The following is an 18,974-nucleotide window of genomic DNA, read 5'->3' on the forward strand; positions in this document are numbered from 1 at the left end:
CGGATGGGAGCTGATGATGATGTGTGGAATTACAGGCTGGGCAGACTTTAAAAAGCAGCTCATCCAACAGGATCATGTAATCAATCAAATGACAGATACATTATCTAAAAGAGGGCCAGATGATACAAATACGTGGAAAAGTGAGCATGTTCTTTTCGGGCATAAAAGGTTAGCGGTGGTAGATGTAGAAGGCGGAAAGCAGCCGATGACATATACACATCAAAACCATGCTTATACGATTGTATACAATGGAGAGCTCTATAACACGGAGGATATAAGAAAAGAATTGTTAAAAAGGGGGCACCGCTTTCTTGGGCATTCTGATACAGAAGTTCTTCTTCATGCCTATACAGAATGGAAGGAAGAGTGTGTCTCCCATTTTAATGGCATTTTTGCATTTGTGATCTGGGATAGTGAGCGTGAATTGTTATTTGCAGGGAGAGACCGGCTAGGCGTCAAGCCATTTTTCTATACAGAACGTCATCATTCCTTTTTATTTGGTTCAGAGATTAAAGCACTTCTTGCTCACCCTGATATCAAAGCAAAAGTCGATCATGAAGGGCTGTCGGAGATCTTTGGCTTAGGGCCGTCAAGAACACCAGGCCAAGGAATGTTTAAAGGGGTAAAAGAGCTGAGACCTGCACATGCCTTGACCTTTTCAAAAGACGGCCTGCGCGTGTGGAGATACTGGAATGTCAAAAGCAAGGAGCATACTGACTCACTTGATGACACCGCACAGCACATTAAGCATCTCTTTACAGATGCTGTGACAAGACAGCTTGTCTCTGATGTGCCTGTATGTACATTTTTATCTGGCGGCGTCGATTCTAGTGCCATTACTGCCATTGCCGCTAAGCACTTTGAGAAAATAGGGAAAGCACCGCTTCATACGTATTCCATTGATTACGAAGAAAATGATCAATTCTTTGAAGCAAGTCAATTCCAGCCGAATGCTGATGGCCCATGGATTGATCAAATGACCAAAGCGTTTCAAACAAATCATCACAACTGTATCATCGGTCAAAAAGAGCTGGCTGCTTATTTGAAGGAAGCGGTTGAGGTTCGAGATTTACCTGGGATGGCAGATATCGATTCTTCTTTACTTATATTCTGCCGAGAAATTAAAAAGGATTTCGTTGTTGGTTTATCAGGTGAGTGTGCTGATGAGATTTTTGGCGGCTATCCTTGGTTTCACATGGCAAATGAAACAAATAGTTTCCCTTGGATGAGATCGACAGAAGCAAGAACGCAGCTCCTGCAAGACTCTTGGCAAAAAAAGCTGTCACTTAAGGAATACGCACAAAGCAAATATGAAGAAACGGTGGCAGAAACGCCTCTTTTAGATGGAGAAACTGGAGTCGATAAAGCCCGGAGAGAACTTTTTTACTTAAATATGATCTGGTTTATGACAACACTGCTTGATCGAAAAGATCGAATGAGTATGGGGGCTAGTCTTGAGGTACGTGTGCCATTTGCAGATCATCGCCTTGTCGAATATGTGTGGAATATTCCTTGGGAAATGAAAATGCATGGAAATCGTGAAAAAGGGGTTTTGCGAAAAGCATTAGAGGGAATTTTACCGAATGAAGTGCTTTATCGAAAGAAGAGTCCTTACCCGAAAACACATCATCCAGCCTATACTCAGGCTGTGAAAGAGATGCTAACAAACTGTCTCGCACAAAAAGATTCTGTCCTTCACGAATTTTTAGATCCACATCAATTAAAGCAGCTGATTGAAACGGAAGGAGCTTCCTTTCATGTGCCTTGGTATGGCCAGCTCATGAAGGGCCCGCAGTTGATTGCCCATCTAGCACAGATTCATCATTGGTTTGAAACGTATCGAATTGATATAGAAGCGTAATAAAGGGTCGGCTTTCTTGCACTTGTTGAAAGGAAGCCGGCTTTTTTGATACATAACATGAGACTTTTTGAGCACATCAAAAGTTGATCTAGTCTTTTTAATTTGTATAATTAACTTAAAGTGAATTAATTTGGAGGAAAAAGGATAATGAAAATCATTGTGATCGGAGCGGGACCAGGGGGACTTGCGGCAGCTATGATGCTTCAAAGCAAAGGACATGAAGTTCATGTATACGAAAAACAGTCCTTTGTCGGCGGACGTAATGCTAAGTTTCAGCTTGGTGATTTCACGTTTGATACAGGTCCTACCTTTCTCAGCATGATTCATATTGCAGAGGAGCTGTTCACCTTTGCTGGTAAAAATCTTTATGATTATATCGATGTGATTGAATTAAAAGAGATGTATAGATTAATTTTTCAAGACAATCAGCTGGATATGATCAGGGATCGCGATGAAATGTACAAACGATTAGAAGCCTTTGCGCCTGGTGAGGGCGAAGGATATCTAAGATTTATGAAGGATACAAAGCGCAAAATGGATCGGCTCACACCAATTTTACAAAGTAAAATGGACCGCTTTCATCATTACCTTCGTCCGAAGGTGATCAAAGCACTTCCACAGCTTTCGCTAAATAAAAGTTTGTATGATGTACTGTCAGACTATTTCTCGAATGAATCAGTGAAATATGCCTTTACATTTCAATCGAAGTACTTAGGAATGTCGCCGTGGGAATGCCCTGGTGCGTTCTCCATCCTTTCGTTTATGGAGCATGATACAGGTGTATTCCATCCGAAGGGCGGTGTCAATCAACTGTCAGAAGCGATGGCAAAGGCGGCGGTTGAAGCTGGAGCAGAGATTCATCTGTCAGCTGGCGTCGAAAAGCTGCTCACGGAGGGAAGGAAAGTAAAAGGCATTCGTTTAGAATCTGGGGAAGAAATACAAGCAGATGAGGTTGTCGTCAATGGAGACTTTGCACATGTGATGACAAGGCTTGTCGAGCCAGGTCTTTTAAAGAAATACAGTCAGAAAAAACTAAAAAAGAAAAAATTCTCATGCTCTACCTTTATGCTCTATTTAGGATTGGATACCATGTATGATGAACCGCATCATACCATTGTTTTTTCCGATGATTATGCTAGATTCGTCAAAGGCATTACGAAAACATATGAGCTGCCAGATGATCCGTCTATTTATATTCAAAATGCAAGTGTAACCGATGACTCACTTGCTCCAAAAGGAAAATCAGCTCTTTATGTGCTGGCTCCAGTTGCCAATAACCAAAGCGGTATTGACTGGGAAGCGCATCAAGATGAATTTAGAGAGCTTGTGCTGGATACATTGGAGCGGAAAACCGGCTTTCAGAATGTCAGGCAGCATATAGAAGTTGAGCGGATGATCACACCGAAGCAATGGGAGGAAGACCTTTACGTATATGAAGGAGCTACATTTAATCTTGGCCACCAGCTGACGCAGATGATGGTTCTAAGGCCGCACAATGAATTTGATGAATTAAAGCACTGCTGGCTCGTTGGAGGAGGAACACATCCAGGAAGCGGACTGCCAACCATTTTAGAATCAGCGCGTATCACGACAAATGCCATTCTTTCAAAAGAGAAACATTCACATAAAACAATGCGGCATCAAGAAAAGGGGAGCGCCTCATGAAACAACATATATTGATTGCAGGTGGCGGTATTGGCGGAATGATCTCAGCGCTTTATTTGAAAAAAGCGGGACATGATGTCACCCTTGTCGAAAAAAATGAACGGCTTGGCGGGAGACTTGCTTTTGTACGTGAGAAAGGATATAAAGTAGATGAAGGTCCGACCATTGTCCTACTTCCTGACATGTTAAAAGGCATTTTACATGAGGTAGGAATTGACGAATCATCTCTTGATCTGTTGCAGCTTGATCCGCTGTACACAATTCAATATCAAGATGGAACCTCCTATACGAAATACTCTGATGCACGTCGTCAGCTAGATGAAATCAGACGTGTATTTCCAAAAGAAGATCAAGGGTTCCAGAGGTTTATGGAAGAAATGACGGACCGGTTTCAAGAAGGGCAGAAAGCTTTTCTAGAAAAATCATTTCACGAAAAACGTACATTTTTTACAAAAGCCAATATGAAGATTTTAATGAAATTAAAGGCGTATCGAACGGTACAAAGCGCTCTGAAAAAATATTTCTCAGACGAACGCCTGCGAGATGCATACGCACTTCAAACCCTCTATGTTGGGGGAAACCCGTATGAAGCATCGGCTATTTATTCGCTTGTTTCATATAGTGAGCACGCACATGGAATTTACTATTTAAAAGGCGGTTATGCAAGTTTAGTAGATATATTGGAAGGGCAGCTTATCAAAATGGGTGTGCATGTAAGAAAAAATGAAGAAGTCACGCAATTTGAGTTTGAGGGAAAACGGGCAGTCAAAGCAAAAGTGAATGATGAACATGTAGCCGCTGATGCATTTGTGATTAATGGAGATTATCCAGCTGCGTTAAAACAGTTTGGTTTAGACGAACAAGATCGCCGAAAATACGTGCCGTCCTCTGGCTGTATGATGGTGTATCTTGGTTTAAACAAGATGTATCAGGAAGCACCTGTTCATCAATTTTTTATGGGAGAACACTTTGATCAGCATATGAAAGAGGTTTTTCAAACGAAAACGATTCCTCAAGACCCGTCATTTTATATATTTAATCCATCGATCATTGATCCATCTCTTGCCCCAGATGGTTGCAGTGTTCTATACATGCTCGTTCCCGTTCCTTCAGGAGATCATATCAACTGGGAAGAGGAGACAGATTTTGTCGAGAACATGGTGGGTGTCCTTGAAAAAAGAGGTTTTCCGGGATTACGAGAGTCGATTGTCTGGAAAAAGGTCAGGACACCAAATGATTCCTTGCGAGAAGGATTGTTTGAAGGCGGCAGCTTTGGACTTGCGCCTAATTTGTTCCAATCAGGTGTCTTCCGCCCGCAAGTGAAGGTCAGTGAGACAGATAATCTTTATGCGGCAGGTGCTTCCATCCATCCGGGCGGCGGGGTGCCGATCGTGATGCAAAGTGCGAAGCTCATGGCTTCTGTACTACTAAAAGATTTGAATGATAGAAAGGAAGTGAAGTTAAGTGGTTGATGTACAAACAGCATTAAAAGCGTGTGAGGAAACCATTCAAACCCATTCAAAAACGTTTTACCGGGCCTTTTCCATGCTGCCTAAAAAGAAAAGACAGGCCGTCTGGGCCGTGTATTCCTTTTGCCGGAGAGCAGATGATATTGTAGATGAGTCGCCTTCGCCACAAGAGGACCTTGCATCCTTTCGGGAGACGTTTGATCGATTTTTACAAGGTGAGGTAGACCGGAATGATCCGATATGGGTGGCGCTAGAGCATACATTTCAAGAGTTTCGGATGGATGAAGCCCCGTTTCGTGACCTGCTCCAAGGACAGGAGATGGATTTAGAGCAGCAGCGATACGAAACGTTAGATGAACTGCTCATCTATTCCTATCATGTTGCTAGTACCGTTGGACTCATGCTCCTTCCCATTATTGCACCGCGTAAAAAAGAGCAGCTAAAAGAAGCAGCCATTTCGTTAGGGATCGCTATGCAGCTAACCAACATTCTTCGAGATATCGGCGAAGATCAGGCTGAAAGAGACCGCATTTATTTGCCAAAGCAAGTGATGGATCAATTCGGGTACACAGAGCAAGAATTGAAGGAAGGGATTGTCAATCAAGCTTTTCAGCACGTCTGGGAATACATTGCTTTTGAGGCAGAGGCATACTACGAGGAGTTTTTTGACCATCTTCATGAATTCCCGCTATATTCACGTATATCGGTGAAAGCAGCAGCCCACTTTTATAAAGCCATCTTAGATAAAACAAGAGAAAACGAATACCGCGTCTTTACAGAGCGAGCATTTATTTCAAAACAGGAAAAAGCACTTATTTTAGAAGATATTACGTAAAAAAGGACTGCACCCCGCAGTCCTTTCAGCGTGTAGACAAACCCTCGCATTCGGTGTCAGGTCTGCGCTCCGGTGCTCACGAATGTCAAATTCGCTCCGCTCCGGTACTCGCCCTTCCTAGGACTGCAAAGGTTTTCAATCACGCTGAAAAGAAGACAAAGGGCTAAAATAAAAACTATTTTAGCCCTTTGTCAACAATCTAAAAAGGACTGCACCCCGCAGTCCTTTTTATGTGGAAGAAAAACGATACTCCGTCCATACTCTGGAACGCCAGCGCCTATACATAAAGATGCCTCTGACCCATTCATCCACGATAAAAGAAATCCAAACCCCGATGAGCCCCATTTCAAGCTGAATGCCTAACAAGTAAGCGATCGGAAGCCCAATTCCCCACATTGAAATCATCGCCATATACACTGGAAACTTCGCGTCACCAGCAGCCCGCAATGAATTAATAATGACCATATTAAAAGAGCGTCCCGGCTCTAAAATGATCGTCAATAGGAGAAGTGTGGCGGCGATTTGAATGATTTCATGATTGCTAGTGAAAAACGTAAGCAAATGCGTCGATGATAAAGATAAAGCAGTGGAAGAAAGAAGAGAGATCGCAATGGCCCAGTATAAGCTTTTCATACATCTGCGGTAGGCCGCATCGAATTCTTTCGCTCCAATATGGCGCCCAATTAAAATCTGTGTGCCTTGGCTAATGGCTGCACCAAATAACATAATAAACATCATCAAATTTTGAGTGTAGACCTTTGCTGCTAAAGCCTGCGTCCCCATAAATGTAATAAACAATGTAATGATCATTTGAGAGCCGTTATAAGAAAGCTGCTCTCCAGCAGAAGGAATGCCAATTTTCAGCAGCCTTTTTAAATGCGTACGCTGGATGTGAAACATGCTCTTCAGCGAAAAGCGCAGTCCAATTCGGCGGCGGACAATGAGAATCATCGCCATCAATCCGATCAATCGAGCAAGCGAGGTTGAAAAGGCAACACCCATGACACCTAATACCGGAAAGCCAAACGGACCAAAAATGACCAAATAATTGCCGGCAACGTTTAGCAAATTCATTCCGATGGTGACATACATCGTGTCTCTTGTATATCCGTAGCTTTTTAAAATAGCACTATACGTCATAATAAGTGCTTGAATAAAAGAAAGCAGCCCGACAATTTGTAAAAAGACCGCCGCATCCGGCATGAGTTCACTTGATAAGCCCATCATGTGCAGAATTGGAACAGCTAACATAAACATGAGGAGACTAATGACAAAGCTGATCAAGAAGTTGGTCCCTAGTGAGACATAGGCGACTTGAGTCGCTTCCTGCTTGCGGTCAGCTCCTAGAAGCTGCGCAATCACAATGGTCGTTCCTGTTGTAATGAAGCTGAACATGACAATTAATAAATTCAGGAGCTGGTTGCTTACACCTACTGCGGCCACACTGTTATCAGAGTATTGGCTGAGCATAAGTGTATCAGCGCTTCCCATGAGCATATATAAAGAGATTTCGATAAAAATAGGCCAAGTTAATGCAAATAATGAAGGGTGCGTTTTCTCATCTTTGGCTTGAACCTTTTCATATGACAGGGTTTGAGATTTCATCACATAGCCCCCTTTCGTATAAATCCGATTTATAGTGTACCTTGCATCGACTATAATAAGAAGAGATGAAACCGAAACTTATTGGAGAAATACGACTTCATAAGGGGATGAATATGAATCGATTTATTACATTTACTGTACCGCCGTTTCCTATTTATATAGCTTCAGGTAAAGGGATATTTCATCAAGGAGAAAGACATATCTCAAGAACCTTCACTGTATTTGATCTTCTCTATGTCACAAAAGGTGAACTATGGATGACAGAGGAAGAGGAGGCTTTTCACGTAAAAGAAGGTGAATATATGATTCTCTCACCGGGCCTGTCTCATGGCGGACATCTGCCATGTGAAGAGGATACCTACTATGAGTGGCTGCATTTCTCAATTGACCGATTTGAGCTGACGAACCGGCCAAGAGAACACTGGATTGATATGAAACAAAACCAAGCCACCTTCGAAAAGCCGGCAACATATGAATTTAGCCTGCCTCGTTTAGGAAAAGTGAAGGGACGAAGTGTGTTAGAAAAACACCTTTCAGCGATGAGCGCATTAAATCATGATGCATCTGAACTTCCGCTGAAAAAACAGCTTCTATTTGAGGAACTGCTCATTCACCTGCAAAAGGAAGCATTTCATATTCCAAGTGCAAAGGAGACTGTCGCATCAGAAGTGGTTCACTATCTTGAGCATCACTTTATGGAGAAATTGCATATGGAGCAGCTTGCAGAGAAACTGCACTATCATCCTGACTACATGACAAGGTGTATGCAGACGGTGTACGGATTGACGCCAAACCAGTACAGCCATCGTCTCAAGATCGAAAAAGCTAAAAGCATGCTCGCCTCAACAAATGAAAAAATCGCATCCATTGCAGAGCATGTAGGCATTGACGACCCTACTTATTTTTCTAAGCTGTTTCGGCAAAATGAAGGCATGACGCCGATTGAGTACCGTCATCTAGCAAAAAGAACGACAAAGTAAAGGAACGTGAACAGATGAAAAGAGAAAAGGAAGAGCTTGTAAACATACGTCCATTAACCGAAACGGATTTAGAGGCAGTGTGGCATTTAAAATTTAAAGCACCAGACCAGTCCTATCGAAAATGGAATGCCCCTTATTTTTATGAACACGAAATCCCGCTTTCTGCATTTAAGAAACGTTACTTACAGGATGAATCCATTCCCCAAAAGCTATATGGCATTGAAATAGACGGTGATATCAAAGGTACCGTATCATATTATTGGGAGAATGAACGTACACGGTGGCTTGAATGCGGCATTGTCATTTATGACTCACGCTTTTGGAGCGGGGGCATTGGGACAAAGGCATTAAATCTATGGATTGATGTATTATTTACGCATATTGATATCCCTCGAATTGGTCTAACCACTTGGTCAGGGAATGAACGGATGATGCGGTGCGCAGAGAAATGCGGATTTGTCCTTGAGGGGAGACTGAGAAAGGTCCGTTATTATCAAGGAGAGTATTATGATTCGATGCGCTACGGAATGCTGAGAGAAGAATGGCGAAGCCTCCCGCGCAATATCCTCTGAATCATTATTTTTTAGGAAAAAAGCATCGTATAATGGAATGAACTGAAGAAGAAGGGTGGCAGATGAATGTGGGCTGGATCACTGGATGGTTTGTTTCTATTTTAGTCGCAATCTATCTATTGATAGATGCACCAAAACATGGGAAAAATAAATGGTTATGGTCTATTTTAGGTCTTTTATTCGGGCTCTTTGCATTTGGGATATACCTCATCAAAACAGGAAGAAAAGGATTGGGCTGGACAGTTCTGATCGTGTCCATCATCATCTATTCTATTGCTATACTAGCCTATGTCTTTTACTTCCTGTTGCTGATCATCGGATACTCAAACGCATCATAGAGAGCGCGTATACATAATAAGGGGGAGTTTAATCTTGAGAATAACGGGTCTATTCGTTTCACTTGCTGTTGCTATCTATTTATGGTTTGATGCGCCAAAGCATCACAAAGACAAATGGCTGTGGGCCATTTTAGGCGTGCTTTTTAGTACCATCGTACTCGGCATTTATTTGATCAAGACAGAGAGGAAGGGGCTGGGCTGGACGATCTTGATTTTAACCATCTTGTTTTATCTCATGCTGCTCATCTCTGTTTTAATCGGTGTAATTCTTTTTTATCAGGCGCCTTCATGAAGAAGGGCCTTTTTCTTTTACCTTTTGAGCCGGCACACCAGCAATGACGATCTGCTCTTCATGAAAGGAATGATTCACCACGGCATTTGCTCCAATTGAGATATGATTTGCAATATAAATGTCTCCAAACAGCTTAGCACCGGGCCCAATCCATACGTGATCTCCAATGGTTGGTACATCCTTTTCGGAATGGTTTTGACCAATATTCACCCCTTGATGAATATCACAAAATGCTCCAATTTTTGCGTGCTTATTTACAATTAAGAGGCCAGTATGATTGATTCTAAGGCCGGGGCCAAAGACGCCAATTGGGATATCAAAGCCAAGCTGCATCCCTTTCTTTTTATGTAAATAGCGGTAAAACCATTTGCGCAATGTAGCGCCGCTATTAGAATAGTATTCATATTTTCGTAAATACCTTTGATATTTCCATATATCGTCCCCAAACCATTTTGGCCTTCTGCGCGTGATAGCTAATGCTTTCTTATCCTGCGTTAAGTAATGGTGAAGATCGTGCTTTGTTAAAATCATCAAAATTCCCCTCTCCATCCCTTATGTTTCAGAGAAATTATACCACCCAAACCATTTATATCAAGAAAAAACAGTGTGATTTCTTCAATTTTCTACCTTCATTTCATCCAAATTTCTGCATAAAATGAGCGCTTTGAATTGAATAGAACAAATGAACCAGGAAAAATGATTTGTAATTTTTTTCAATGTCAATCCGTCTCATGCGTTCCATCTCCTTATGGCAGTAAGGTTTGTAAAAATTACTCGAAAATACTCATTAAAAAGAGAATATTGTATTCATATGCTTTTCGAATCATCTTTTTGAATACAATTGACTTTCCTATCTCACATCCTCTAGGCTAGTAAATGAAAATGATAATGATAATCTTTATCAATTGGAGGAGTGTTTTATTATGTCCATCAAAACCGTTTCTAAAAATCAGCAATTTTTAGAGCAGCAAAGTCAAAGAGAATCTAATGCAAGGTCTTACCCGAGACGGTTCCCATTAGCCATGCAAAAAGCCGAGGGCATGATCGTGACAGATGCGGATGGCAGAGAGTTTTATGACTGTCTAGCAGGCGCAGGAACACTTGCACTTGGCCACAATCATCCGGTTGTGATAGAAGCTATTGAACGTATGCTTCATGAAAAAAGGCCATTGCATACGTTGGACATAACCTCAGAAATTAAAGAAGAGTTTGTGAATGAAATTTTTTCTCACCTGCCAGAAGAGTTTGCAAAGAGAGCAAAAATTCAATTTTGTGGACCAACTGGCGGTGATGCCATAGAAGCTGCGATTAAATTAGTCAAGACAGCGACAGGAAATCGTTCCATTCTTTCTTTCCACGGTGCTTATCACGGTGCGACACATGGCACGATGTCATTAAGCGGGAATTTGTCTCCAAAGGAAAGAGTGCAAGGGTTAATCCCAGATGTGCATTTCATGCCTTATCCATATGAATATCGCTGCCCATTCGGAATTGGCGGGAAAGATTCACACCGCATTTCCAGCTCTTATATTGAGCGTGTATTAAATGATCCTGAAAGTGGTATTCTTCCGCCAGCAGGTATGATCTTTGAAGCAGTACAAGGTGAGGGAGGCTCAATTCCAGCATCTATTGAATGGATGCAAGAAATGAGAAGAATCACAAATGAAAAAGGTATTCCGCTCATCATCGATGAGGTTCAATCAGGCATTGGCCGAACAGGTAAGATGTTTGCTTTTGAACATGCAGGAATTGTGCCGGACGTCATTGTATTATCTAAAGCCATTGGTGGCAGCCTGCCGCTTTCAGTTGTGATTTATGATAAAGATTTGGATCAATGGAATCCAGGTGCACACATTGGCACATTTAGAGGAAATCAAATGGCAATGGCTGCAGGAACCGCTACGCTTAAATTTATAAAAGAAACGAATCTGCTTGATCATGTTGACCAGTTAGGGAATCGCATGCAGGCTCATCTAAAAGACATTCAAAAAAATGTACCTGCTATCGGTGATGTTCGAGGAAGAGGCTTAATGATTGGTGCTGAAATAGTTAATCCAGATGAAAAGCAGGATGTGGATGGAAGTTATCCAGCAAATCCTGAGCTAGCCAGTCTCATTCAAAAGAATTGCTTCGATAAAGGCTTAATTGTAGAGACAGGAGGCCGTTTCGGCAGCGTCATTCGATTCTTACCGCCATTGATCATGACAGAAGAACAGCTTGAACAAGTTATCGCTATTTTCAAAGAGGCCGTATACGATGCAATCAACTAAAGCTTCTGTGGATTCATTATTTATCAATCAAAGCCAGCTTGGAAGAGAGTCCTTCCAAGCGGCTCTTCATACATCTATCGACAGCTTACAGGACCAATGGCAAAAAGACCAAGGCCCATACAGTGGAATATTGCCTGGGAAATTAGCGGCTAGTGTCGAATCATTATTTCAGTTTCAACCGTCTGGCGAATCAATTGAATCTGTCTTTCAAGATATAAAGCAGCACCTTTTGCCACATCTGGTTGATGTATCGCATCCAAAATGCTTGGCACATTTGCATTGCCCGCCGCTTATACCTGCACTTGCCGCAGAGGTGATAGTAAGTTCATTTAACCAATCAATGGATTCCTTCGATCAAAGCGGTATTGCATCTTTGGTTGAGGAGGAAATTCTAAAGTGGCTATGTGCGAAGTTTTCTTATGGAAATCTAGCAGATGGGACATTTACGAGCGGTGGAACCCAATCTAACTACATGGGGCTGCTTCTTGCAAGAGATGCTTTTTGTGAAAACACATGGCAATGGAATGTTCAGCAGAAAGGCTTGCCGAGTGAGGCTCACCGCATGAGAATTCTTTGCTCTAAGAATGCTCACTTCACTGTGAAAAAATCTGCATCCCAGCTAGGCTTAGGGGAGCAGGCGGTTGTTCTGATAGAGACAGATGAGCATCACCGCATGGACCTCAACGATTTGAAGAAGAAACTTGTTGAGTTAAAGGAACAGGATCTCCTGCCTTTTGCGCTAGTGGCGACTTGCGGGACAACTGATTTTGGCAGTATTGACCCGGTTCGAGATGTGTATGACATCGTCAAACCATACGGTCTGTGGATACACGCAGATGCTGCCTATGGTGGAGCGCTTGTATTAAGTGAAAACTACCGAGATAAATTAGATGGTGTTGAGCTGGCTGATTCCATCACGATCGACTTTCATAAACAATTTTATCAGCCGATCTCCTGCGGAGCATTTTTGCTGAAGGATAAAAGGCATTTCGGCTTGATCAATTATCATGCAGATTATCTTAATCCAAAAGAAGATGAACTGGATGGAATACTACATCTCGTCAATAAATCTGTCCAAACGACGCGCCGGTTTGATGCATTGAAATTGCTTCTTTCTCTTCGTCTGATTGGGGAGGAAGGGTTTGGTGACATGATTGACCATACCATTGATTTTGCGAAGGATGTGGCTGCGCTTATCGAGAGCAATGATCACCTTGAAGTGATCAATCCTGAGCCAGAAATCAATGCAGTGGTGTTTCGATTTAAGGGTGCGGATGACATCAATAAAATCATCCATCGAACGCTATTCACATCAGGAACTGCTGTTATTGCAAAAACAGTGGTGGATGGTCAAACATGCTTGAAATTCACTTTATTAAATCCGAGAACGACAATCACACATATTGAGGAAATCCTTTCTGACATCGTTGATATCGGGATCGCTCATATTCAATCCGGGAGGGTACTACGTTGAGTCAATATAAACAAATGGCTGAAAATGCAACTATGCAAAGCTTTTTAAACTGTTTTTTACGTGAAACAGGAATCGATCGATCTGCAAAAAAAGAGACGAAAGCAGATGGTTCGCTTGTATTCGTGGCAAAACTAGCAAAGCAAGACCTTGAGCTTGTGATTCCGATCCGATATTTTTCAACTGTAGGCCGTCATCTCTTTGATTTTCCGATTCGCTTTCGTCCGAGTGGCAGCGAGCAAGAGGGAACGATCGTCGATTACACGACACTTGTTGCTTTATGTTCAAAGGAACTTCTCATTGCATATGGCCGCACAGATGCAGAGGATGAATTCATGCTTCGCATCATTTTAAGCTGCCGAAATATTGAACGATTCTTAAGGGAGAGAGAAAGTGATCAAGCTGCTTTATCTCAAGCTGATTTTGAGTACATCGAGGCTGAGCAGTCACTTCTCCTTGGGCATTTAACACATCCTACACCAAAAAGCAGACAAGGGATGACAGAGGAGGAGGAAGCCGTCTATTCTCCTGAGCTGAAAGGGGCTTTCCAGCTTCATTACTTTAAAGCGCACCATTCGATTGTGCTTCAGGATTCATCTATTTCACAACCTGCGGCAAGTCTCATTTTAGAAGAGCTTTCGCGTCAAGTGCCAGAAGAAACAGAGAGACTGAATAGGTTAACAGAAAACGGAGAATATGTGCTCATTCCAATTCATCCGCTGCAAGTCAAAGTGGTCACGGAGAAGGCATTCGTGAAGCGGTATATAGAGGAGGGGAAACTGACTTATTTAGGACCGCTGGGGTCTGAATACACAGCGACCTCATCCTTTAGAACGGTCTATCAAAAGGATTCTGCTTACATGCTCAAATTCTCTGTTCCTGTGAAAATTACGAACTCGTTACGCATCAATAAACAAAAGGAACTGGATCGAGGAGTAGAGATGTCCCGCATCTTAAAAACAGAATTAGGCGTTTCTTTATATGAAAAATTCTCTGGATTCCGGGTCATTGAAGATCCTGCATATCTATCTATTCGAGGAGATGAAGCGGAATCTGGCTTTGAAGTGGTCATTCGTCAAAATCCATTCTTGCATCGTGAAAAAGGCGCAAGCTTAATTGCTGGGCTATGTCAGGATCATGCGTACGGAGGAAAATCAAGATTAGCAGGAATTATTCATAAAATTGCAGATGCAGAAGGCCGGTCAACAGAAGCGGTCAGCCAAGATTGGTTTAAACAATACTTAACCATTTCGTTAAAGCCGATGCTCTGGCTGTTTGAAACGTATGGTCTTGCACTCGAGGCCCATCAGCAAAATGCTGTTGTGCAAATGAAGGATGGTTATCCAGACACTTTCTATTACCGTGACAATCAAGGCTACTATTATAGTGAATCAAAAAAAGATAAACTCGCAAATCTAGTTCAAAACTTGAGCGTAAGAAGTGAAACCATTTGTGCGGATGATGTAGCCGTTGAGAGACTCCGTTATTATTTCTTCTTTAATCATTTATTTGGTCTCATTAATGGCTTTGGCACAGAAGGACTAGCAAAGGAAGAAGACTTGCTGGTACTCGTGAGAGATACATTGCTTGCTCATGAGGAGATGTACGGAGCTTCTGATCTGACAAATAGCCTTCTCCGTTCAAAAGAACTTCCTTCAAAAGCGAATTTGCTGACACGATTTGAAGATATGGATGAGCTGACAGGTTCTCTGGAAACACAGTCTCGTTACACAGCTGTCTTGAATCCGCTCTTTTTACATAAGGAGGCGCTGATTGGATGAGGCATCGTATTAGGTTTATTCGTGCTGAATATGAAAGAGACGTCCAGCTTGTTCATAAGTGGATGCAAGAAGAGTATGTTCACCCATTTTGGCATTTGAATATTCCGTTTCCTGATTTTGAAAAGCATTTTTATCAGGCAATACATGATCCGCATCAAACACTTTATTTAGGCACGATTGATGGGACGCCAATGAGTTATTTTGAGGCTTACAACGTGAAAGGGGATGTCATTGAATCCTACTATGAGCCTTCTCCGCATGATCAAGGCATCCACTTGTTAATAGGGGAGCCGGATTATGTGGGAAAAGGATTTGCTGCGCCGCTCCTTCAGGCAATGACATCATTTCAATTTGAGCAGAACAAACGAACAGAAAAAATCGTCGCTGAGCCGGATATTCGCAATGAAAAAATGATTCATGTATTTGAAAAATGCGGCTTTGAACGTGTAAAACCAGTCACTTTACCGGATAAAACAGGTCTTTTGATGTTTTGTGATCGAGAACGATTCGAAAGGAAGTATAACCATGACGCGGTTCAACAAGCAAAATAATATAGTGGATGTAATTGGGATCGGCATTGGCCCGTTTAACCTTGGACTTGCCGCATTATCTGAAGAGGTAAATGAAATCGACGCTTTGTTTTTTGAAAGAAGTGAAGCCTTTCACTGGCACCCAGGGATGCTCATTGAAGGAACGACACTACAAGTCCCATTTTTAGCGGACCTTGTCAGCATGGCAGATGTGAAAAGCAAATATAGCTTTCTCAACTATTTGCAGGAACAAAACCGTTTGTATTCATTTTACTTTCTAGAGGACTTCCATATCCCGCGCAAGGAATACAATCATTATTGCCGCTGGGTCGCTGATCAGTTAGACTCTTGCCGATTTGGCATGAACGTCGAATCTGTCTCACTGATTGAAAAGGCAGGTGAAAAGCGGTATGAAGTGCATGTCCGTCATGTAAAGGATCAAACTGTAGAGGTGTTTGAAAGCAAACATCTTGTCTTGGGAATTGGCACGCAGCCCGCAGTGCCAGCATCGCTCCAGCCAGCATTAGGAGAGAAGGTTTTTCACTCAGCTGACTATTTAAAACGAAAGAAAGAAGGCTGTTTCAAAGGGAAATCTGTCACAGTTATCGGCTCTGGTCAAAGTGCAGCAGAAGTGTTTTATGACATTTTATCAGATGATGAAGCGAAGGATATTCACTGGTTCACACGGTCAAAAGGATTTTTCCCAATGGAATATTCAAACCTAGGGCTTGAGTATTTCTCCCCTGACTATATTGATTTCTTTTATGAGCTTCCGCAAACAAAAAAGGATGCGTTATTAAAACAGCAAGACTTGCTGTATAAAGGCATCAGTTCGGCGATGATTCGTGATATTTATCATTTGCTTTATGAACGTTCTGCCTGCGGAACGCAGTTGAACACAGTGCTTCAAGCCATGACGGAGGTCAACTTGATTGAGGAAACAGCGGGCGGATTATCACTTTCCTGCACGCAATGGGTCAAGGAAGAATCATTTACGCATGAGACAGATATTGTTGTATTGGCGACTGGCTATCAATCCGTTCTGCCGCCATTTATCAACCCTATTTCTCACCACATTCAATGGGATGATCAAGGACGTTTCCAAGTGGAACGTGAATATCGTTTGAAAACAAATACGATGGGTGAAAATGATATTTTTGTACAAAATGCAGAGCTTCATACACATGGGGTCGGCGCTCCAGATTTGGGGCTGGGGGCTTATCGAAACAGTGTGATCATCAATGAACTTGCTCGTCAAACCGTGTATCCACTTTATCAAAAGCACGTCTTCCAGACATTTGGTACACACAAGAACGCACACACATTTGAAGAAATCAAAGGTTAAGGAGGATGAAGCGATGAGTGTACAAGACGAATTGAAAAAAGCGGTGAATCCTGCTGCTTGGAAAAAGGCAAACCAGAGAATGGTGGCAAAAATGCTGTCCGAATACATGTATGAGGACATGCTTCATCCTGTCGAGTTAGATCGTAAGGATGGCATTGCCCAGTATGAATTAATCATTCATGAACATAAGAAATATCGTTATCTGGCAAAACCTCGGTTGTTTGATAGTTTTGATACAATCGCTGAATCAATTGAGTACTGTCAGGATGGAAAGTGGTCAAAGGATGTCAGTGCCATTGTGTTTTTACTAGACATTCAGCCGATCATTCCAATGTCCTCTGACACAACAGGCCATCTTATCAAAGAGCTTCACCATACTTTGTTAGCCGATGTCCATTTGCTGTCGAAAAAAGCACTTCGTGCGGATGAGCTGACAGATACGGATTATGCATGGATTGAAGGAGAAATGACAGGCCATCCTTGGATTGTGTATAACAAAGGGCGTATAGGATTCAGCTACGATGATTACTTAGCCTATGCACCAGAACGTCAAGAATGTGTGCAACTGTCTTGGATTGCTGTTCACAGGGAGCTTGCGACATTCCATGCAGTCGATCATGAAAACTATGAACAGGTAATCGCCAAAGAATTAGATGAAGTCACGATTCGTCAATTTCAACGTGTGTTAAAGGATGAAGGACTGAATGCAGCTGACTATTATATGATGCCTGTTCATCAGTGGCAATGGACGCATATGATTATTCAGCATTTTCCGGAAGATTTGGCCTTGCGCCGGATTGTGTATTTAGGAGAGGGGCTGGATCAATATATCCCGCAGCAGTCGATCAGAACCTTTACAAATATCTCAAATAAAGGCAAGCATCATATTAAACTGCCAATGAGTATTTTAAATACACTTGTGTACCGTGGACTCCCATCAGAACGTACGGTCATTGCCCCGCGCATTACAGCACATATTAAAGGGATTGCGGATCAAGACTCATTTTTATCTGATGTGTGCCGCGTCATTTTACCAGGTGAGAATGCAAGTATCAATGTCGATCATCCATACTACAGCAAACTGCCTGGTGCGCCGTATCAATATCTCGAGATGCTCGGTGTCATTTTTAGAGAAAGCATTTATACGTACTTAGAAGAAGGGGAAAGCCCTGTTACACTTGCGGCACTCACATATGAGGATCATGAAGGAGAGCCGTATATCAAGCAGTTGATTGAAAAATCAGGTCTCTCCGCAAAAGAATGGATGGCGAAGTTTTTCCATGTCGTGATGCCGCCGCTTTTGCACTTTATGTATCAATATGGCACAGTCTTTTCACCGCATGGTCAAAATACGATTCTTGTGTTAAAAAATCATCAGCCGAATCGTTTAGCGATCAAAGATTTCGTTGATGATGTGAATATAAGTGACCAGCCGCTGCCTGAATTAGCTTCACTAGAAGAAGATTTAAAAGAAGTGCTGCGCAGTGAGCCGCCAGAAGGTCTAGTACAATTTATCTTTACAGGATTATTTATTTGCAATCTGCGCTATGTATCCAACGTATTAGACAATCACGATCTGTTAGATGAAACGACTCTTTGGCGTTTGCTTGCTGATGAAATTCAGCAGTATCAAAATCAATTCCCACAGCTAAAAGACCGTTTTGAATTATTTGATCTATTCCAGCCGAAGCTGACAAAGCTTTGCTTAAATCGTAATCGAATGATTGATTATGGCTATGGAGATGGAGATGACCGCCCGCATGCATCAGAGCATGGGAAGGTCACAAATGCACTCGCTCATGTTCTTTCGTCAGTTGGAGAGAAGTAATAAAAAAGCTGTAGACAAACCCTCGCATTCGGTGTCAGGTCTGCGTGCCGGTGCTCACGAATGTCACATTCGCTCCGCGCCGGTACTCGTCCTTCCTATACTGCAAAGGTTTTCTATCACGCTGAAAAGAAG

At 42.3% G+C, this 18,974-nt stretch carries 16 protein-coding genes; 14 read left to right on the forward strand and 2 right to left on the reverse strand.

All coding sequences use genetic code 11. The features are described 5' to 3' along the window. Window positions 1-19: 19 nt before the first annotated feature. From asnB to AMR95_RS15800, 4 genes are all read left to right on the forward strand, one after another. Window positions 20-1,861, forward strand: a complete 1,842-nt coding sequence (gene asnB, locus AMR95_RS15785; RefSeq protein ID WP_058838820.1) for an asparagine synthase (glutamine-hydrolyzing) — start codon at window positions 20-22, stop codon at window positions 1,859-1,861. Between the two features lie 147 nt (window positions 1,862-2,008). Beyond that, on the forward strand, window positions 2,009-3,526 hold the full coding sequence (locus tag AMR95_RS15790; RefSeq protein ID WP_039177682.1) for a phytoene desaturase family protein: 1,518 nt from the start codon (window positions 2,009-2,011) through the stop codon (window positions 3,524-3,526). Beyond that, window positions 3,523-4,998 carry a phytoene desaturase family protein gene (locus AMR95_RS15795; RefSeq protein WP_058838821.1) on the forward strand — a complete coding sequence of 492 codons (1,476 nt, stop codon included), beginning with the start codon at window positions 3,523-3,525 and terminating at the stop codon, window positions 4,996-4,998. Before AMR95_RS15790 ends, AMR95_RS15795 begins: the two co-directional genes overlap by 4 nt. Then, window positions 4,991-5,830, forward strand: coding sequence for a phytoene/squalene synthase family protein (locus tag AMR95_RS15800; protein WP_058838822.1), 840 nt, complete (start codon window positions 4,991-4,993; stop codon window positions 5,828-5,830). Before AMR95_RS15795 ends, AMR95_RS15800 begins: the two co-directional genes overlap by 8 nt. Window positions 5,831-6,058: 228 nt before the next feature. On the opposite strand, the gene AMR95_RS15805 is transcribed toward AMR95_RS15800, so the two are convergent. Then, a complete protein-coding gene (locus AMR95_RS15805) occupies window positions 6,059-7,435 on the reverse strand; it encodes an MATE family efflux transporter (protein ID WP_039177690.1) in 1,377 nt (458 codons plus the stop codon). Between the two features lie 113 nt (window positions 7,436-7,548). On the opposite strand from AMR95_RS15805, the gene AMR95_RS15810 reads away from it, so the two are divergent. The 4 genes from AMR95_RS15810 to AMR95_RS15825 all read left to right on the forward strand — a co-directional run bounded on the left by AMR95_RS15810 (window position 7,549) and on the right by AMR95_RS15825 (window position 9,617). Continuing rightward, the gene (locus tag AMR95_RS15810; RefSeq protein ID WP_058838823.1) at window positions 7,549-8,415 is read left to right on the forward strand and encodes an AraC family transcriptional regulator; all 867 of its coding nucleotides are present in this window, start codon (window positions 7,549-7,551) and stop codon (window positions 8,413-8,415) included. A 14-nt stretch (window positions 8,416-8,429) separates the two neighbouring features. Beyond that, a complete protein-coding gene (locus AMR95_RS15815; RefSeq protein WP_058838824.1) occupies window positions 8,430-8,987 on the forward strand; it encodes a GNAT family N-acetyltransferase in 558 nt (185 codons plus the stop codon). 62 nt (window positions 8,988-9,049) lie between these two features. After that, window positions 9,050-9,325, forward strand: coding sequence for a hypothetical protein (locus tag AMR95_RS15820; RefSeq protein ID WP_058838825.1), 276 nt, complete (start codon window positions 9,050-9,052; stop codon window positions 9,323-9,325). 34 nt (window positions 9,326-9,359) lie between these two features. Further along, window positions 9,360-9,617, forward strand: a complete 258-nt coding sequence (locus AMR95_RS15825) for a hypothetical protein (protein WP_039177699.1) — start codon at window positions 9,360-9,362, stop codon at window positions 9,615-9,617. Here AMR95_RS15825 and AMR95_RS15830 read toward each other — a convergent pair. Then, window positions 9,612-10,148 (reverse strand): serine O-acetyltransferase, encoded by a 537-nt coding sequence (locus tag AMR95_RS15830; RefSeq protein WP_041089754.1) that lies wholly within the window; start codon window positions 10,146-10,148, stop codon window positions 9,612-9,614. The genes AMR95_RS15825 and AMR95_RS15830 overlap by 6 nt on opposite strands. A gap of 392 nt (window positions 10,149-10,540) precedes the next feature. Here AMR95_RS15830 and AMR95_RS15835 point away from each other — a divergent pair, with 392 nt between their 5' ends. From AMR95_RS15835 to AMR95_RS15860, 6 genes are read left to right on the forward strand one after another with little or no spacing between them, the layout of a single operon-like run. Further along, window positions 10,541-11,887, forward strand: coding sequence for an aspartate aminotransferase family protein (locus AMR95_RS15835; RefSeq protein ID WP_058838826.1), 1,347 nt, complete (start codon window positions 10,541-10,543; stop codon window positions 11,885-11,887). Then, window positions 11,874-13,361, forward strand: a complete 1,488-nt coding sequence (locus tag AMR95_RS15840) for a pyridoxal phosphate-dependent decarboxylase family protein (protein WP_058838827.1) — start codon at window positions 11,874-11,876, stop codon at window positions 13,359-13,361. The genes AMR95_RS15835 and AMR95_RS15840 overlap by 14 nt, the downstream gene beginning before the upstream one ends. Continuing rightward, window positions 13,358-15,139: an IucA/IucC family protein gene (locus tag AMR95_RS15845; RefSeq protein WP_058838828.1), complete on the forward strand. Its 1,782-nt coding sequence runs from the start codon at window positions 13,358-13,360 to the stop codon at window positions 15,137-15,139. The genes AMR95_RS15840 and AMR95_RS15845 overlap by 4 nt, the downstream gene beginning before the upstream one ends. Continuing rightward, complete coding sequence (locus AMR95_RS15850) at window positions 15,136-15,690, forward strand: GNAT family N-acetyltransferase (protein WP_058838829.1); 555 nt, start codon at window positions 15,136-15,138, stop codon at window positions 15,688-15,690. The genes AMR95_RS15845 and AMR95_RS15850 overlap by 4 nt, the downstream gene beginning before the upstream one ends. Next, entirely contained in the window at window positions 15,665-17,014 is a 1,350-nt protein-coding gene (locus AMR95_RS15855) for a lysine N(6)-hydroxylase/L-ornithine N(5)-oxygenase family protein (protein WP_058838830.1), read from the forward strand. Before AMR95_RS15850 ends, AMR95_RS15855 begins: the two co-directional genes overlap by 26 nt. A 13-nt stretch (window positions 17,015-17,027) precedes the next feature. Further along, entirely contained in the window at window positions 17,028-18,842 is a 1,815-nt protein-coding gene (locus AMR95_RS15860) for an IucA/IucC family protein (RefSeq protein ID WP_058838831.1), read from the forward strand. The last annotated feature ends 132 nt before the right edge of the window (window positions 18,843-18,974 follow it).

It is taken from the genome of Bacillus sp. G1(2015b) (assembly GCF_001482475.1).
Taxonomy (GTDB): domain Bacteria; phylum Bacillota; class Bacilli; order Bacillales; family Bacillaceae; genus Bacillus; species Bacillus safensis.

Bases quoted from the DNA above. Each gene is read 5' to 3' on its own strand.
- asnB (WP_058838820.1), top strand. From the start codon at position 20: ATGTGTGGAATTACAGGCTGGGCAGACTTTAAAAAGCAGCTCATCCAA.
- AMR95_RS15790 (WP_039177682.1), top strand. From the start codon at position 2,009: ATGAAAATCATTGTGATCGGAGCGGGACCAGGGGGACTTGCGGCAGCT.
- AMR95_RS15795 (WP_058838821.1), top strand. From the start codon at position 3,523: ATGAAACAACATATATTGATTGCAGGTGGCGGTATTGGCGGAATGATC.
- AMR95_RS15805 (WP_039177690.1), bottom strand. From the start codon at position 7,435: ATGAAATCTCAAACCCTGTCATATGAAAAGGTTCAAGCCAAAGATGAG.
- AMR95_RS15810 (WP_058838823.1), top strand. From the start codon at position 7,549: ATGAATCGATTTATTACATTTACTGTACCGCCGTTTCCTATTTATATA.
- AMR95_RS15815 (WP_058838824.1), top strand. From the start codon at position 8,430: ATGAAAAGAGAAAAGGAAGAGCTTGTAAACATACGTCCATTAACCGAA.
- AMR95_RS15820 (WP_058838825.1), top strand. From the start codon at position 9,050: ATGAATGTGGGCTGGATCACTGGATGGTTTGTTTCTATTTTAGTCGCA.
- AMR95_RS15830 (WP_041089754.1), bottom strand. From the start codon at position 10,148: ATGATTTTAACAAAGCACGATCTTCACCATTACTTAACGCAGGATAAG.
- AMR95_RS15835 (WP_058838826.1), top strand. From the start codon at position 10,541: ATGTCCATCAAAACCGTTTCTAAAAATCAGCAATTTTTAGAGCAGCAA.
- AMR95_RS15840 (WP_058838827.1), top strand. From the start codon at position 11,874: ATGCAATCAACTAAAGCTTCTGTGGATTCATTATTTATCAATCAAAGC.
- AMR95_RS15850 (WP_058838829.1), top strand. From the start codon at position 15,136: ATGAGGCATCGTATTAGGTTTATTCGTGCTGAATATGAAAGAGACGTC.
- AMR95_RS15855 (WP_058838830.1), top strand. From the start codon at position 15,665: ATGACGCGGTTCAACAAGCAAAATAATATAGTGGATGTAATTGGGATC.
- AMR95_RS15860 (WP_058838831.1), top strand. From the start codon at position 17,028: ATGAGTGTACAAGACGAATTGAAAAAAGCGGTGAATCCTGCTGCTTGG.